The sequence below is a fragment of the Vibrio sp. 2033 genome, from assembly GCF_033339735.1.
Map to the genome: position 1 here is coordinate 23,333 of NZ_JAWOVC010000021.1, position 16,642 is coordinate 39,974.

The following is a 16,642-nucleotide window of genomic DNA, read 5'->3' on the forward strand; positions in this document are numbered from 1 at the left end:
ATGACACTTTGCTGTCTATACCGCTTGCGCCGTAAGCTGTTTCAGTAAACGGTCCATCGCTCGATACCCAAGTGCCTCAGCCAAGTGCGTTCGTTCAATTTGCTCCGCCCCATCCAGATCGGCGATTGTTCGCGCCACTTTGATAATACGATGATACGCACGAATCGAGAGCCCTAAACGATGCAAAGCGGTTTCAAGAAACTCAGCATCACTCTTATGCAAGGGACAAAACGCCTCAATTTCTCGACTACCTAGCAGTGCATTGACCTTACCACTGCGGTTTAGCATATTGTTACGCGCATGGCTCACACGCGCTTTTACGATAGCAGTCGGCTCACCGCGATCACCTCCTTCTGCTAATGTCCCTTTGGGCAAAGCTGGGATTTCTAAAGACATATCAAAGCGATCTAACAGTGGTCCAGATAATCGACCAAGGTAGCGCAAAATAGCTTGTGGATTGGTGCGCGCTTGATTGCCTTCGTAATATCCTGTCGGGCTTGGGTTCAATGCTCCAACTAATTGGAAGCGAGCCGGAAAGCGTGTTTTACCTTGCGCTCGAGAGATAATGATCTCGCCAGATTCGAGCGGTTCGCGTAACGAGTCCAGAACTTTACGATCAAATTCGGGCATTTCATCGAGAAACAATAACCCGTTGTGGGCTAAAGAGATCTCCCCTGGTCTGGGTACCGAACCACCGCCGACTAATGCCGCCATTGAACTTGAATGATGCGGAGAACGAAACGGACGCGACTTCCAGTTATGCTCATTAATTTCACTCTGAGTCAACGATGCCACCGAAGCGGTTTCCATTGCTTCTTCGTCACTCATTTCCGGTAATAAGTCACACAAACGCGAAGCCAACATCGTTTTTCCAGTACCTGGCGGGCCAAGGAAAAGTAAGTTGTGGTTTCCAGCGGCAGCAATCTCCAGTGCTCGCTTACCTTGTTGTTGGCCAATAATATCTTGTAAGTCTCGACCATGTTTTTCGATCGTTTTTCGCTTAGGCGTTTGAAAAAGATTCAGTCGATGTTGACCACAAAGCTCGGCACATACTTCCAGTAATGATTGGGCCGATTTATGTTGTTCCTTCCCCACCAGCGCCGCCTGATCGCCATTCACATGTGGGACGACCAAATGACGTTGAATCTTAATAGCTTCCAGCGCAGCAGGCAGCACACCTTTTACAGGTCTCAGACCACCAGATAGTGCTAACTCACCAACAAATTCGTAGTTTTTGAGCTTATCTGTCGCGATTTGCTCCGAAGCGGCCAAAATTCCCAATGCTATAGGAAGATCAAAACGTCCTCCCTCCTTGGGTAGATCTGCCGGAGCCAAGTTCACGGTGATCCGCTTAGCAGGAAATTGAAAGTTAGAATTAATGATCGCACTGCGTACGCGATCTTTGGACTCTTTTACCGTTGTCTCTGGCAAGCCTACTAAGGTAAACCCTGGCATGCCGTTGCTGATATGAACTTCTACACTAACCGATGGCGCTTGCACCCCGACGCTTGCTCGACTATGAATGATTGCCAGCCCCATACGTTCCTCAATTTTTTTGAACACTCTGTAAACAAATGTTTTATCTAGTTGGTTATGTTATATACCGCGTCCCAATTGAGAGTTAATGTGAAAAAAGAATGACTTTTTGCTTGTCATGCAGCGGAATTGTGTGATACCACTAATGACGCAAACAATTTCGTAGAACATTACACAACATTTTTTAACGAAAAAAGAACGACAGACAGATGAATCTTTTCGCTCATATCAACGCACTGCTAGCCCTGATTATCGTGGTCATTATTGGCACCGCGCGGGGTATTGTGGGCGAAAGGTAACCACAAATTACAAAAAACCCCCGCACTGAAAAGTCCGGGGGTTTTTTTACAACTACAAGTTGTCATCTGTCTAACCCTCGGACAGTTTAACGGGAAGAATGGGAGTGCACATGAAGTGCAATAAATATGGCAATCGCTACGAGCCACAACGTAGCAAAGGAGGTTTACGATGACTGGTGCACAACTTGTCGTAGCCGCTTTAAGACAGCAAGGCATCGAAACCGTTTTTGGCTACCCCGGCGGGGCCATCATGCCAATCTATGATGCTTTGTATGACGGTGGGGTGGAACACATCCTATGCCGTCACGAGCAAGGGGCCGCTATGGCAGCTATCGGGATGGCTCGTTCCACTCAAGACGTTGCTGTGTGCATGGCAACTTCTGGCCCAGGAGCCACTAACCTTGTTACCGGCCTTGCCGACGCTTTCCTTGACTCCGTACCTCTAGTTGCCATCACAGGCCAGGTTGCTAGCTCTCATATCGGTACCGATGCATTCCAAGAAATGGATGTGATCGGAATGTCCCTAGCCTGTACTAAGCACAGCTATCTCGTGACCGAAATTGAAGATCTAGCTCCGACACTTGCCGAAGCCTTTGAGGTCGCAAAAACCGGTCGTCCGGGTCCAGTCATTGTCGATATCGCCAAAGACGTTCAACTCGCTCAAGCACCCACAGACCTTCTTCCTCCATACATAGCACCAGCAATCGAAGATGTCAGCGCTGAAGATATCAAACGTGCGCAAGATGTGCTGGCAGCATCTACTCGCCCAGTGTTGTATGTTGGTGGTGGCGTGCAACTTGCGAAAGCAACCGATGCAGTACGCGAATTTCTTCGCTTAAACCCAATGCCTGCAGTTAGCACATTAAAAGGCCTCGGTACCATTGAACGCCATGATCCCCACTATCTTGGTATGTTGGGTATGCATGGCACCAAAGCCGCTAACCTAGTGGTTCAAGAAGCCGATCTATTGATTGTGGTTGGCGCGCGTTTTGATGACCGTGTGACGGGTAAGCTCGATACGTTTGCACCAAATGCGAAAGTGATTCACATCGACATTGATGCTGCGGAGATTCATAAACTGCGCCACGCCAACGCACCATTACGTGGCGACATCAACACCATTCTCCCTCAGCTAGAACTGACTCAAGATATCTCACCGTGGGTTCATCACAGTGAAAGTCTGCGCAGCGGCTTTAAGTGGCGTTACGACCACCCGGGCGAGTTAATCTACGCACCGCTATTGCTTAAACAGCTGTCTGACATGATGCCAGATAGCTCAATTGTCTCGACCGACGTCGGTCAGCACCAGATGTGGGCAGCGCAACATATCCAGCCACGCGAACCACAAAATTTCATCACTTCTGCTGGCCTTGGCACCATGGGCTTTGGCTTGCCAGCAGCGATGGGCGCTGCAGTCGCACGTCCTGATGATCAGTCTATCCTTATTACAGGTGACGGTTCATTTATGATGAACGTTCAGGAATTGGGCACGCTGAAGCGTCGTCAGATTCCAGTGAAGATTGTCCTTCTTAATAACCAACGTCTTGGCATGGTTCGCCAATGGCAGTCATTGTTCTTTGACGGTCGCCACAGTGAAACCATTCTTGATGACAACCCAGATTTCGTGATGTTAGCAAAAGCGTTCGATATCCCGGGCAAAACCATCACCAAGAAAGAAGAAGTCGAACCTGCTCTCAAAGAGATGCTAGCGAGTGAAACTTCTTACATGCTTCACGTTTTGATTGATGAAGAAGAAAACGTGTGGCCATTGGTGCCACCTGGCGCATCAAACAGTGATATGTTGGAAAATACATAGGAGACAATCGCATGGACAGATATTTACTCGACATCAAAGCCGATGACAAACCGGTACTGTTGGAGCGCGTTCTACGTGTGATTCGTCACCGAGGCTTCGTGATCAAACAAGTCGCTGCTACGCAAAACCACGAAAGCAAAGTAGCCAGCGTCGAGATCATCGTCGACAGCGATCGACCAATCTCGTTTTTGATCAATCAAATAGAGAAGTTGTGGGACGTTCGTAAGGTTGAGGTGCTAAAAATCCGCAACGATGAACTGCCAAATCACAACTTACAACAACACGTAAGTGCATAAGGAAGGCAACAAATGGCAACGAAAACTGCAGATTTCATTTGGTTTAATGGTGAGATGGTTCCATGGGCAGAGGCGAACGTTCACGTTCTGACTCACGCAATGCACTATGGTACATCCGTGTTTGAAGGCGTGCGCTGTTACAACACACCAAAAGGCCCAATTGTCTTCCGTCACCGTGAGCATGCACAACGTCTAAAAGATTCTGCCAAGATTTACCGCTTTCCGATCCCTTTCTCTGTAGAAGAAATCATGGAAGCGACCCGCGAAACACTGCGCCAAAACAAACTCGACAGCGCTTACATTCGTCCATTGGGTTTTGTCGGTAATGTTGGCTTAGGCGTATGTCCACCAGTTGGCACTGAGATGGATCTAATCATTGCAGCATTTCCTTGGGGCTCTTACTTAGGCGAAGAAGCGCTAGAAAAAGGTGTCGATGCGATGATTTCAAGCTGGAATCGCGCTGCGCCAAACACCATCCCAACTGCGGCTAAAGCAGGCGGTAACTACCTATCTTCACTACTGGTTGGTGGTGAAGCGCGTCGTCACGGTTACGACGAAGGTATTGCGCTAAGCGTAGATGGTTACCTATCGGAAGGGGCTGGTGAAAACATCTTCGTTATCAAAGATGGCGTAATCACCACACCACCAGCAACTAGCGCGATTCTACCGGGCATCACTCGCGACTCGATCATGACAATTGCACGCGATAAAGGCTACGAAGTACGTGAAGCGAACATTGCTCGTGAAGCCCTTTACCTTGCCGATGAAGTCTTCATGACAGGTACTGCGGCTGAGATTGTACCAGTGGCAACCATCGACAAGATTGAAGTGGGCACTGGTAAGCGCGGCCCTATCACTAAAGAACTACAAGCAGCCTACTTTGGCCTATTTGACGGCACCACGGAAGATAAGTGGGGCTGGTTAGACTATGTGTACCCAGAACAGAAGTAAGAAGGATTAGGAAATGCCAAAATATAGATCAGCTACCACCACACATGGTCGTAACATGGCGGGTGCACGAGCACTGTGGCGTGCAACGGGTGTGAAAGAAGAAGACTTCGGTAAACCAATCATCGCCGTTGTAAACTCGTTTACTCAATTTGTTCCGGGTCACGTACACCTGAAAGACATGGGTCAGCTTGTAGCACGCGAAATCGAAAAAGCTGGCGGTATTGCGAAAGAATTCAACACCATCGCGGTTGATGATGGTATCGCAATGGGTCACGGCGGCATGCTGTACTCACTGCCTTCACGCGAACTGATCGCAGACTCTGTGGAGTACATGGTCAACGCGCACTGTGCCGATGCCATGGTATGTATCTCTAACTGTGACAAAATCACTCCGGGAATGTTGATGGCATCTATGCGTCTCAACATCCCGGTTATCTTTGTTTCTGGTGGTCCAATGGAAGCGGGTAAAACCAAGCTTTCTGATCAGATCATCAAACTAGACCTTGTAGATGCGATGATCCAAGGCGCGGATCCAAAAGTGTCTGATGAGCAAAGCGAGCAGATCGAACGCAGCGCATGTCCAACGTGTGGATCGTGTTCAGGCATGTTCACTGCAAACTCAATGAACTGTCTAACGGAAGCACTGGGTCTTTCTCAACCAGGTAACGGTTCTATGCTGGCAACGCACGCTGACCGTGAACAACTGTTCCTTAATGCAGGTCGTCGCATCGTTGAACTGACTCGTCGTTACTACGAGCAAGATGACGAATCAGCACTGCCACGCAACATCGCTACGTTTGATGCGTTCGAAAATGCGATGGCACTGGATATTGCAATGGGTGGCTCAACCAACACCATTTTGCACCTGTTGGCTGCAGCGCAAGAAGGTGAAGTGGATTTCGATATGGAAGATATCGATCGCCTATCACGCCAAGTACCACACCTATGTAAAGTGGCACCATCTACCCAGAAATATCACATGGAAGATGTACACCGCGCTGGTGGCGTCATGGCAATTCTTGGTGAGTTAGATCGTGCAGGTCTTCTACACAATGATGCGCGCACCGTGCTTGGCCTTTCGATGAAAGAGCAGCTGGCGAAATACGACATCATCCAAACTGAAGACGAAGAAGTACTTAAGTTCTACCGCGCAGGTCCTGCGGGAATTCGTACTACTCAAGCGTTCTCACAAGATTGCCGCTGGGATCGCCTTGATGACGACCGTGCGGAAGGCTGTATTCGTACTATCGATCATGCCTTTAGCCAAGAAGGTGGCCTAGCCGTTCTATCAGGCAACATCGCATTAGATGGTTGTATCGTTAAGACTGCTGGTGTGGATGAGAGCATTCATAAATTCACTGGCCCAGCCGTAGTTTTCGAAAGCCAAGAAGACGCCGTAGAAGGCATCTTAGGCGGCAAAGTAAAAGCTGGCGACGTGGTTGTTATCCGTTACGAAGGCCCTAAAGGTGGTCCGGGCATGCAAGAAATGCTTTACCCAACCACTTATCTAAAATCGATGGGCCTTGGCAAAGAGTGTGCACTTCTGACTGACGGCCGTTTCTCTGGCGGCACATCAGGTCTTTCTATCGGCCACGCCTCTCCTGAAGCAGCAAACGGCGGTGCAATTGGCCTGGTAAAAGAAGGCGATATGATTGCAATTGATATTCCAAACCGTTCAATTTCACTCCAAGTGTCTGAACAAGAACTTGCTGAGCGCCGTGCAAAACAAGACGAACTAGGCTGGAAACCAGTTGACCGCCAACGTGAAGTTTCATTTGCACTCAAAGCGTACGCGAGTATGGCAACCAGTGCTGACAAGGGTGCAGTACGAGACAAGTCGAAGCTAGAGGGCTAGCAATGATGGAAGCTCAACCCGAAAAACAAGTGAACCAAACTGGCGCAGATTATCTGCGCCAAATCCTTCGCGCACCTGTTTATGAAGTAGCAACAGTGACGCCACTGCAAGAAATGCCTCGTTTATCTGCACGTATCGGGAATAACGTGCAGATCAAGCGTGAAGATCGCCAACCCGTACACTCGTTCAAATTGCGCGGTGCATACAACATGGTGGCGAGTTTATCTGAAGCACAAAAAGCCGCTGGTGTCATTGCAGCATCGGCAGGTAACCACGCTCAAGGCATGGCGCTCTCTGGTACTAAGCTAGGCATCAAAACCACCATCGTGATGCCTAAAACCACACCAGACATCAAAGTCGATGCGGTACGTGGCTTCGGTGGCAATGTAGTGCTGCACGGCAGCAACTTCGATGAGGCAAAAGCGGAAGCGGAACGCCTTTCTGATCTGCATGGGTACACATTTGTCCCTCCTTTCGATCACCCACTGGTGATTGCAGGTCAAGGCACCATAGGCATGGAAATGCTGCAGCAAAATGGTCACCTTGATTACATTTTCGTCCCTGTCGGTGGTGGCGGTTTGGCTGCGGGTGTTGCGGTACTTGTGAAGCAGCTCATGCCAGAAATCAAAGTGATTGCAGTTGAGCCAGAAGATTCGTCATGCCTCAAAGCTGCTTTGGATGCTGGTGAGCCAGTAGTACTAGACCAAGTCAGCATGTTTGCCGATGGCGTCGCTGTAAAACGCATTGGCGAAGAGACTTTCCGTCTATGCCAAAAGTACATTGATGGCCATATTGCCGTCTCTAGCGATGAAATCTGCGCAGCAGTAAAAGACATCTTTGAAGACACCCGTGCGATTGCAGAGCCTTCTGGCGCGCTTGCTCTGGCGGGTTTGAAGAAGTTTGCTGAGCAAAACAAACTGCAAGGTAAGAATTTAGGTACTGTGCTGTCTGGTGCCAACACTAACTTCCATGGCTTACGTTATGTTTCTGAGCGTTGCGAGCTTGGTGAGAAACGTGAAGGTTTGCTTGCCGTCACCATTCCTGAGCGTCAAGGTGCCTTCTTTGAGTTCTGTAACCTCATTGGCGGCCGCGCCGTAACGGAGTTTAACTACCGCTACAACGATGACGCATTGGCAAATATCTTTGTCGGTGTGCGTTTGCAAGGCGGTCAGGAAGAGCTAGAACATATCATTCACGACTTACGTGATGGTGGCTACCCAGTGGTTGATTTGTCTGATGATGAAATGGCGAAGCTGCACGTGCGCTACATGATTGGTGGTAAGCCGTCTAAGCCGCTTAAAGAGCGCCTATACAGCTTTGAATTCCCAGAATATCCGGGAGCGCTACTCAAGTTCTTAAGCACACTCGGTACTCATTGGAATATCAGCTTGTTCAACTACCGTAACCACGGCGCTGACTACGGACGCGTTTTATGTGGTTTCGAGTTAGATGAAAGCGATTTAGCTCAGTTTTCTGCACATTTACGTGAACTTGGCTATCAATGCAAAGACGAGACAGACAACCCATCGTATAAGTTTTTCTTGTCATAAAACCGCCACATTTTAAACATATCAAAGACAACACCTCGCATTAGCGAGGTGTTTTTTATGACTGTAACCAATCTTTATGTAGCTGATTAGGCGACCCAAGATAGTCCACCATCCACTGGATCAATTTATGATTATCATCTTTGCGCCATACTAAGCAGCAGTGACTGAGCGGTTTATCATCCGGCATGACCTTCTCCACCAGCACACCATCATTGATTAAGGGTGTTGCAATATGACGTGGCATGTAACCCACGCCCACCCCATTTTTTAAACATTCAATCGCACTATACCAATTGGGCAATAATAATCGGCGCTGTTGCGGATAATGGCCAGTATGGCGTTTTGGCAGCACGTTCGAAGTATCATCAAGACAGATCGCCGGAAATTGACTCACAAACTCTTCAGTAAGCACTTGTTGTCGAACGCAAGGATGAGCGGGTGACATTACAAATGCCCAATCTAATACGCCCATATCTTTGACTTCAAAATCTCCCCCAACGGGAACCGCAGATGTCGCGCCAACGACAATGTCGGCTCGACCTTGTGCTATGGCTTCCCAAGAACCATTGAAGACCTCCATATTGATCTGCAATTCAGCAAATTCAAACTCGCGATAGAAATCTTCCACCAAAGGTTTGAGTTTTTCTAACTTCACCACGTTATCTAAGGTCAGCTTTAACGTGCTTTTCCATCCTTGAGCCGCTCGCCGCGTTTGTGCTTTCACCTCTTCCATTTGACGCAGCAAAGAGCGCGCCTCAGCCATAAAAAGTTCACCCGCTGGAGTTAGCTCGACTTTCCTTGGTAAACGTCGAAACAGCACCACATCTAAATCTTGCTCGACCTGCCTTACTCCATAGCTGATGGCTGAGGGGACTTTATGCAATACCTCAGCCGCAGCGGTGAAACTGCCTAAACGGGCAACCGTATCCAGCATTTCCAAAGACGCTTTAGAGAACATGATTTAACCTTTCAAAAAATTTGATTGATAACCAACAATTTTAGCGTTTTATTTTCTCAAAATCGAAAAATAGAATAATAAGGTAAATAAATCAGGGTTGGCGCCAACTGATGTTGATTAAAAAATGATTAAATAATTTGACTGGTTGAATCATGAAAATCTCAAAACTACAGCTCATTTATCTGGCAGCATTATCGATGCTTGGCTTCGTTGCTACCGATATGTATCTGCCAGCATTCAAAGCGATGGAAATCGACTTTGCAACAGGCCCTGAGCAAATTGCGCTCTCTTTAACGGTATTCCTCGTTGGTATGGCGATTGGTCAACTAATGTGGGGATTGGCATCCGATAAATTTGGCCATCGTAATACACTCGCAGCCGGGTTGGTGCTATTTACTATCGCGTCATTCGGTTTGGCTTTCTGTGATCAAGTATGGCAACTACTCACACTGCGCTTTATCCAAGCTATCGGTGTGTGTGCACCAGCCGTGATCTGGCAGGCTATGGTCATTAAGCGCTATTCAAGCAGTAGCCAACAAATTTTTGCGACAATCATGCCACTCGTCGCGCTATCACCAGCACTAGCACCTCAATTAGGAGTTGTGTTGGCAGATAACTTCGGCTGGCACAGTATCTTTATTACGCTAACACTGGTTGGTGTCTTTTTGGTCTTTGCGACCATGGCACAAAAAGACGAGAAATCAGAAATCAAACAAACCAGTATGTCTGCCGACATCAAAGCGCTGCTGAGTTCTAAAAAATACCTTGGCAACGTGTTTATGTTTGCGACGGCTTCAGCTGCATTCTTTGCTTACCTAACTGGGATGCCAGAAATCATGGCGCAACTGGGCTACGAAGCAAAAGATATTGGTTTGAGCTTTATCCCACAAACCATCGCGTTTATGGCTGGTGGCTACTTAGGTAAAGTAGGCGTTCGAAAATTTGGTGATGAAAAGGTTCTGCGCCAACTGATTGGCCTATTTAGTGTCGCGGCATTAATGATTTTCATTGCTTCACAGTGGGAGCTGTCATCGATTTGGCCTATTCTTGCGCCATTCTGTTTGATTGCCGTTGCTAACGGCGCGCTGTACCCAATCGTGGTAAACCGTGCACTGGCCAGCGCACAACAGAGTCCTGCAACAGCAGCAGGTCTGCAAAACAGCCTGCAAATCTGTGTAAGTAGCTTCTCAAGTGCATTGGTAGCCGCAATGGCAAGCCAAGCTCAGATGGTTACTGGCATCGCAATCATCATCTGTATGGGTGGGCTGTGGATGGGATACATTCTGTCGAATCGCGAATTATCCAAGCACTTTACGACTCCTGACAACGCCCGAGTCGTGAGTGAAGACGAACTTTAATCGTTCAGATAATAAAAAGAGCCGCGCAATGCGGCTCTTTCTGTTTATAAGCTTTTCAACCCCCACTTCTTGGCAGTCTGCTTAAAAAAGCCTTGAGTCTTTTTCAACTCTACCCAGTGATTGATATAATTAATCCATACTTGATCGTCTTGCGGCAACAACATAGCAATTGGGGTTGGTTTACGCGGTGCGGTCACTGGCACTATCGCCAACTGTTTAAACTTATCCACCAACGTCGCTGCTTCCACATTGGACGTCACCGATACATCGGCCCTGCGAGCTAGTAGTTCTTGGAAGTCGCGCGCTGGCGCTTCAATAACAATATGTTGAGCAGACGGGAAGAATTCTTTCACCATTTTTTCTTGTACCGTACCTAACGTCGCCGCGACTTTTACTTCTGGTTTATTAAAATCCGCCCAATCAGAGAATTTGGCGAGATCTTTCTTTTGCACCACAGGTACAAAGGCAAGGTAGAAATACGGCTGGCTGTATCCAGCTACTTTCGCGCGCGACATGTTCAGAGATGCGCTGCCAGTAATATCGTATTTGTTGGCGGTAATTCCATTAACTAGCGTCTTCCAATCCGTGGGCACATACTCCACTTTTACACCAAGATCTTTAGCAAGCTCTGTTGTTACATCAATATCGAAGCCACGATAACTGTTTGTCGCAGGGTCTTTCATCGTCATCGGATTCCAATCTCCCGTCGTTCCAACTCGGAGTACGCCATTGTCTAAAATGGATTGAAGACGGCTTTCAGCGTGAGCGACTTGAGTCGCAGCAAGCAAACACATTCCTAGCACTAGTAAAATCTTTCTCATTTTTATTCCCTTAAAAATAATGACCTTATACGGTTTAATAATTAACCTTTATTAGAGCTCTACTGATAACATAGCAGCAACAAAGGAAGTTTTTTAGTTAATTCAGGGAGTAAATGTGACGTTTCGAACTCTATGGCTGTTTTCACTGCTATTACTCACTGGTTGTTCAGATTATCAATGGGGCTGGTATGTACTTGACCCTTCGACGGATCAAGGGCTCACCAATCTAAAGTTTTTAATCGCTGGGTTTAACGACACCATTCAGGTATCACTCCTCAGTATGTTATTTGCGATGAGCTTGGGTCTGATCGTTGCGTTACCCGCTCTGTCGGACTCAGCCTCTCTGAAGTGGATAAACCGTATTTATGTCGAGGTGATCCGTTCAGTGCCAGTTTTAGTCTTACTACTTTGGGTGTATTACGGCATGCCTACACTATTGGATGTCTCACTCAATCACTTTTGGGCGGGTGTTATTGCACTGACTATCGCTGAGAGTGCGTTTATGGCGGAAGTGTTTCGCGGTGGGATACAAGCTATCAGCCGTGGCCAACATGAAGCGGCTGAATCTTTGGGCTTAAGCTATTGGCAAAAGATGCGCTTGGTAATTCTTCCCCAAGCATTTCGACAAATCCTCCCTCCACTGGGCAATCAATTTGTCTACATTCTCAAGATGAGTTCTTTAGTCAGCGTGATTGGTTTAAGCGATCTCACTCGCCGTGCTAATGAGCTGGTGGTGAATGAGTACTTACCCTTAGAGATTTACACCTTCCTCGTTTTGGAGTACTTGTTGCTCATCCTATTTGTATCTCAAGCCGTTCGTTGGCTCGAAAAACGTATTGCCATTCCTAGCTACTAGCGATGAAGCCTTAGCTAGAAACAACAAAGCCGCTCTTGTTGAGCGGCTTTGACAATATAGCGACAGAGTGCAGGTAATGCTTATTTCTGTTTTACGGGACGCTGCCAGCCAGTAATTTTGCGCTCTTTGACGCGAGTAATTACTAACTCACCTTCTTCAACATCTTTTGTTAGTGTCGTGCCTGCACCGATGGTTGCGCCATCAGCGATAGTGACAGGCGCCACCAGCTGGCTATCAGAACCAACAAATACATCATTACCGATGATGGTTTTAAACTTGTTCGCACCATCGTAGTTACAAGTGATCGTACCTGCGCCGATGTTAGTACGTTGACCGATCTCTGCATCACCTAAGTAAGTTAGGTGGTTCGCTTTTGAACCTTCTCCGATGCGCGCATTTTTCACTTCAACGAAGTTACCCACATGGGAATCGTTACGCATTTCAGCACCAGGACGAAGGCGAGTAAATGGACCAACCGTACATTCTTCACCAACCGTTGCACCTTCAATCACACTGTAAGGGCGAACGATGGTGTTGTCGTCGATTTCACAATCTTTCAGTACACAACCCGCACCGATAACCACGTTATCACCCAGTGAAACTTTACCTTCGACGATAACATTCACGTCGATTTCACAGTCCATACCGCACTGTAACTCACCACGCAAATCAAAGCGTGCTGGATCGCGTAGCATGACACCTTGCTCTAGTAGCTTCTGAGCTTGCATTGACTGGAAAGCACGCTCTAGACGAGCAAGCTGTGCGCGGTCATTGACCCCTTCCACCTCAATGGCATTGACTGGGTGTACAGCCTCAACGGCACGACCTTCTTCGTGTGCAGCTGCAATAACGTCAGTTAGGTAATATTCGCCTTGTGCGTTGTTGTTGTTTAAGCCAGACAACCAACGCTTAAGATCCCCACCAGTCGCAACCATCACGCCAGTATTGATCTCTTTAATTTGTTTTTGTTCTTCTGTTGCATCTTTTTGCTCAACGATCGCCACAACAGGACCATTCTTACGGATAATACGACCGTAGCCTGTCGGGTTATCTAGAATCACTGTTAGTAGTGCAATACCGCCTGTTGGCTGTGCATCTAATAGGTTTTCAATCGTTTCAGCTGAAATCAGTGGAACATCACCGTAAAGCACGAGGATTTTTTCATCGTCTTCAAAGCGAGGAGATGCTTGATCAACCGCATGACCAGTCCCTAACTGCTCCGCTTGCAGTACCCAATTTACAGGCTCTTCTGCAAGAGTAGTTTGCATTTGATCACCACCGTGACCAAAGACCAAGTGGATATTTTGTGCGCCAAGACCTGTACATGTATCAATCACATGTTTTGCCATTGGCTTACCTGCCAAAGTGTGTAGCACCTTAGGCATGTTCGAATGCATACGGGTACCTTTACCCGCTGCAAGAATCACAGCACTGAATTTCATTGATAACCTATTGACGTTTTATGTTAATTGGCCGTTATTTTAAACAGCTCTTTTAAAATAGTTAATGGAGTAAGGTAAATTTCCAACTAAAATTAATCAAAAAGGCGACCAATTGGCCGCCTTTTTTCATGCAACGTTGCTAATTGAGCTTAGCGACGCTTTTTTGTCAGCTCGATAACTCGTAGCTGAGCAATGGCTTTAGCCAGTTCACTGGCCGCTTGTGCGAAGTCCATGTCACCATGCTGATTCTGGATTTGCTCCTCAGCGCGGCGTTTGGCTTCTTCTGCCTTCGCTGCGTCTAGCTCTTCACCACGGATAGCTGTATCAGCTAGTACAGTCGCTGTACCAGGCTGAATCTCTACCATACCACCAGAAACATAAATAATTTCTTCGTGGCCGTGCTGTTTCACAATACGCACCATACCAGGCTTGATAGCGGTCAGCAGCGGTGTGTGACCATGGAAAATACCAAGTTCACCTTCGCTACCGGTCACCTGAAACGTTTCAACACGACCAGAGAAGATTTTCTTCTCAGCGCTTACTACGTCTAGGTGAAAGGTTATTGCTGCCATATCGCCTCCTAGTTAGCCTTATAGCTTCTTCGCATTCTCAATAGCATCGTCGATGCTACCGCAGTACATAAATGCCTGCTCAGGAATGTCGTCGTATTCACCAGCTAGTAGACCTTTAAAGCCACGTAGAGTCTCTTTTAGAGGTACGTAAATACCAGGGTCACCTGTAAATACTTCTGCTACGTGGTAAGGCTGAGTTAGGAAACGCTCAATCTTACGTGCACGAGATACAACTTGCTTATCTTCTTCAGATAGCTCGTCCATACCTAGGATAGCAATGATATCTTTCAGCTCTTTGTAGCGCTGAAGAGTCTGCTGAACACCACGAGCAACTTCGTAGTGATCTTGACCAACGACTAGTGGATCAAGCATACGAGATGTTGAATCTAGCGGGTCGATCGCAGGGTATAGACCCATTGCAGCGATGTTACGGTTAAGTACAACCGTTGCATCCAAGTGCGCGAACGTTGTTGCTGGAGACGGGTCAGTCAAGTCATCCGCTGGTACGTATACCGCCTGTACAGACGTGATAGAACCTGATTTCGTTGACGTGATACGCTCCTGAAGTACACCCATCTCTTCTGCAAGAGTTGGCTGGTAACCTACCGCAGAAGGCATACGACCTAGTAGTGCTGATACCTCTGTACCTGCAAGTGTGTAACGGTAGATGTTATCAATGAACAGTAGTACGTCACGACCTTCGTCACGGAAACGCTCTGCCATTGTTAGACCAGTCAGTGCAACACGTAGACGGTTACCTGGTGGCTCGTTCATCTGACCGTAAACCATCGCTACTTTTGATTCTTCAGGCTTCTCAACGTTTACAACGCCCGCTTCCTGCATCTCGTAGTAGAAATCGTTACCTTCACGAGTACGCTCACCAACACCAGCAAATACTGATAGACCTGAGTGCTGTAGTGCGATGTTGTTGATAAGTTCCATCATGTTAACGGTCTTACCTACACCTGCACCACCGAATAGACCGATTTTACCACCCTTAGCGAATGGACAAATTAGGTCGATTACTTTAACGCCCGTTTCTAGAAGTGCAATTTCGTTTGATTGCTCTTCGTAGCTTGGTGCACTACGGTGGATAGAGTAAACCTCTTCCGCACCCACTTCACCACGCTCGTCAATCGCGTCACCTAGGACGTTCATGATACGACCTAGAGTTTTAGTACCTACTGGTACTGAAATTGGAGCGCCAGTGTTAACCACTTCTACTCCACGACGTAAACCATCAGAGCTACCCATTACGATACAACGAACTACGCCACCGCCTAGCTGTTGTTGAACTTCAAGAACTAGACGCTCTTTTGAGTCCGTTACGTTTAGAGCGTCATATACACTAGGTACATTGCTCTGTGGGAACTCTACGTCGACTACCGCACCGATGATCTGTACGATCTTACCTGTAGCCATCGTTAATCCTCTAAACTATTTCGTTTTACCTAAGCTTAAACCGCAGCTGCACCACCAACGATTTCTGATAGTTCTTGTGTAATCGCAGCCTGACGGGCTTTGTTGTACACAAGTTCCAAATCGTCAATCAAACTGGTTGCGTTATCCGTTGCAGCCTTCATCGCAATCATTCGAGCCGCTTGCTCACAAGCAAGGTTCTCAACCACACCTTGGTATACCTGAGACTCTACGTAACGCACTAATAGCGTATCCAGTAGAGGTTTTGGTTCAGGCTCATAGATGTAGTCCCATGAATGCTCACGCTGCATCTCTTCGCTGTCCGATTTAGGCAAAGGTAGCAATTGATCGATCGTTGGTTGCTGAACCATAGTATTAACAAACTTGTTGAATACTACATATAGACGGTCCAGTTCACCTTCATCGTATTTCTTCAGCATTACGCCAACAGAGCCGATTAGGTCTTGTAGGCTTGGATTATCTCCAAGACCAGAAACCTGTGCCGCAACTTTTGCGCCACCATGTTTAAAGAAAGCTGTTGCTTTTGAGCCAACAACGGCTAGCTCAATCTCAGCACCTTTCTCTCTCCATGCTTGCATGTCTGTAACGGCTTTTTTGAACACGTTAATGTTCAAACCACCACACAGACCACGGTCTGTCGAAACGATGATGTAACCAACACGTTTAGCTTCACGCTCTTCTAGGTACGGATGACGGTACTCTAGGTTTGCGTTAGCCACATGACCGATCACTTTACGCATTGTTTCAGCGTATGGACGAGAAGCTTCCATTGCATCTTGAGAACGACGCATTTTTGAAGCTGCTACCATTTCCATCGCTTTCGTAATTTTCTGAGTGCTTTTAACACTACCGATTTTATTACGTATCTCTTTTGCGCCGGCCATCGTTACTC

The 16,642-nt window shown here is 47.4% G+C and carries 14 protein-coding genes; 7 read left to right on the plus strand and 7 right to left on the minus strand.

All coding sequences use genetic code 11. The features are described 5' to 3' along the window. Positions 1-15: 15 nt before the first annotated feature. Complete coding sequence (locus R7P74_RS20700) at positions 16-1,539, minus strand: YifB family Mg chelatase-like AAA ATPase (RefSeq protein WP_262591890.1); 1,524 nt, start codon at positions 1,537-1,539, stop codon at positions 16-18. A gap of 465 nt (positions 1,540-2,004) precedes the next feature. On the opposite strand from R7P74_RS20700, the gene ilvG reads away from it, so the two are divergent. Genes ilvG through ilvA form a run of 5 tightly spaced genes read left to right on the plus strand, consistent with a single transcriptional unit; the run spans position 2,005 to position 8,303 of the window. Continuing rightward, positions 2,005-3,651, plus strand: coding sequence for an acetolactate synthase 2 catalytic subunit (ilvG, locus tag R7P74_RS20705; RefSeq protein WP_005378960.1), 1,647 nt, complete (start codon positions 2,005-2,007; stop codon positions 3,649-3,651). An 11-nt stretch (positions 3,652-3,662) separates the two neighbouring features. Next, entirely contained in the window at positions 3,663-3,947 is a 285-nt protein-coding gene (gene ilvM / locus R7P74_RS20710; protein ID WP_005378958.1) for an acetolactate synthase 2 small subunit, read from the plus strand. 12 nt (positions 3,948-3,959) lie between these two features. After that, positions 3,960-4,898 (plus strand): branched-chain-amino-acid transaminase, encoded by a 939-nt coding sequence (ilvE, locus tag R7P74_RS20715; protein WP_005378953.1) that lies wholly within the window; start codon positions 3,960-3,962, stop codon positions 4,896-4,898. A gap of 13 nt (positions 4,899-4,911) precedes the next feature. Continuing rightward, complete coding sequence (gene ilvD / locus R7P74_RS20720; RefSeq protein WP_005383859.1) at positions 4,912-6,753, plus strand: dihydroxy-acid dehydratase; 1,842 nt, start codon at positions 4,912-4,914, stop codon at positions 6,751-6,753. Between the two features lie 2 nt (positions 6,754-6,755). After that, positions 6,756-8,303: a threonine ammonia-lyase, biosynthetic gene (ilvA, locus tag R7P74_RS20725; RefSeq protein ID WP_017635600.1), complete on the plus strand. Its 1,548-nt coding sequence runs from the start codon at positions 6,756-6,758 to the stop codon at positions 8,301-8,303. Positions 8,304-8,358: 55 nt separating this feature from the next. On the opposite strand, the gene punR is transcribed toward ilvA, so the two are convergent. Next, on the minus strand, positions 8,359-9,261 hold the full coding sequence (gene punR, locus R7P74_RS20730) for a DNA-binding transcriptional activator PunR (protein ID WP_017821565.1): 903 nt from the start codon (positions 9,259-9,261) through the stop codon (positions 8,359-8,361). 152 nt (positions 9,262-9,413) lie between these two features. Between punR and punC the strand changes: the two genes are divergently transcribed. Then, a complete protein-coding gene (gene punC / locus R7P74_RS20735) occupies positions 9,414-10,619 on the plus strand; it encodes a purine nucleoside transporter PunC (protein WP_085570050.1) in 1,206 nt (401 codons plus the stop codon). 44 nt (positions 10,620-10,663) lie between these two features. Here the strand turns inward: punC and R7P74_RS20740 are convergent, their stop codons facing one another. After that, the gene (locus R7P74_RS20740; RefSeq protein WP_005378944.1) at positions 10,664-11,440 is read right to left on the minus strand and encodes a transporter substrate-binding domain-containing protein; all 777 of its coding nucleotides are present in this window, start codon (positions 11,438-11,440) and stop codon (positions 10,664-10,666) included. Positions 11,441-11,555: 115 nt separating this feature from the next. Here R7P74_RS20740 and R7P74_RS20745 point away from each other — a divergent pair, with 115 nt between their 5' ends. Further along, positions 11,556-12,296: an amino acid ABC transporter permease gene (locus tag R7P74_RS20745; protein ID WP_005383852.1), complete on the plus strand. Its 741-nt coding sequence runs from the start codon at positions 11,556-11,558 to the stop codon at positions 12,294-12,296. Positions 12,297-12,376: 80 nt separating this feature from the next. Here R7P74_RS20745 and glmU read toward each other — a convergent pair whose 3' ends face one another. The 4 genes from glmU to atpG form a co-directional block, all read right to left on the minus strand. Next, positions 12,377-13,738 (minus strand): bifunctional UDP-N-acetylglucosamine diphosphorylase/glucosamine-1-phosphate N-acetyltransferase GlmU, encoded by a 1,362-nt coding sequence (glmU, locus tag R7P74_RS20750; RefSeq protein WP_085570052.1) that lies wholly within the window; start codon positions 13,736-13,738, stop codon positions 12,377-12,379. A gap of 149 nt (positions 13,739-13,887) precedes the next feature. Further along, positions 13,888-14,310: a F0F1 ATP synthase subunit epsilon gene (locus tag R7P74_RS20755; RefSeq protein ID WP_005378937.1), complete on the minus strand. Its 423-nt coding sequence runs from the start codon at positions 14,308-14,310 to the stop codon at positions 13,888-13,890. Between the two features lie 18 nt (positions 14,311-14,328). Then, positions 14,329-15,732, minus strand: a complete 1,404-nt coding sequence (gene atpD, locus R7P74_RS20760; protein ID WP_005383849.1) for a F0F1 ATP synthase subunit beta — start codon at positions 15,730-15,732, stop codon at positions 14,329-14,331. A 35-nt stretch (positions 15,733-15,767) separates the two neighbouring features. Continuing rightward, positions 15,768-16,634, minus strand: a complete 867-nt coding sequence (gene atpG / locus R7P74_RS20765; protein ID WP_005378932.1) for a F0F1 ATP synthase subunit gamma — start codon at positions 16,632-16,634, stop codon at positions 15,768-15,770. Positions 16,635-16,642: the final 8 nt, after the last annotated feature.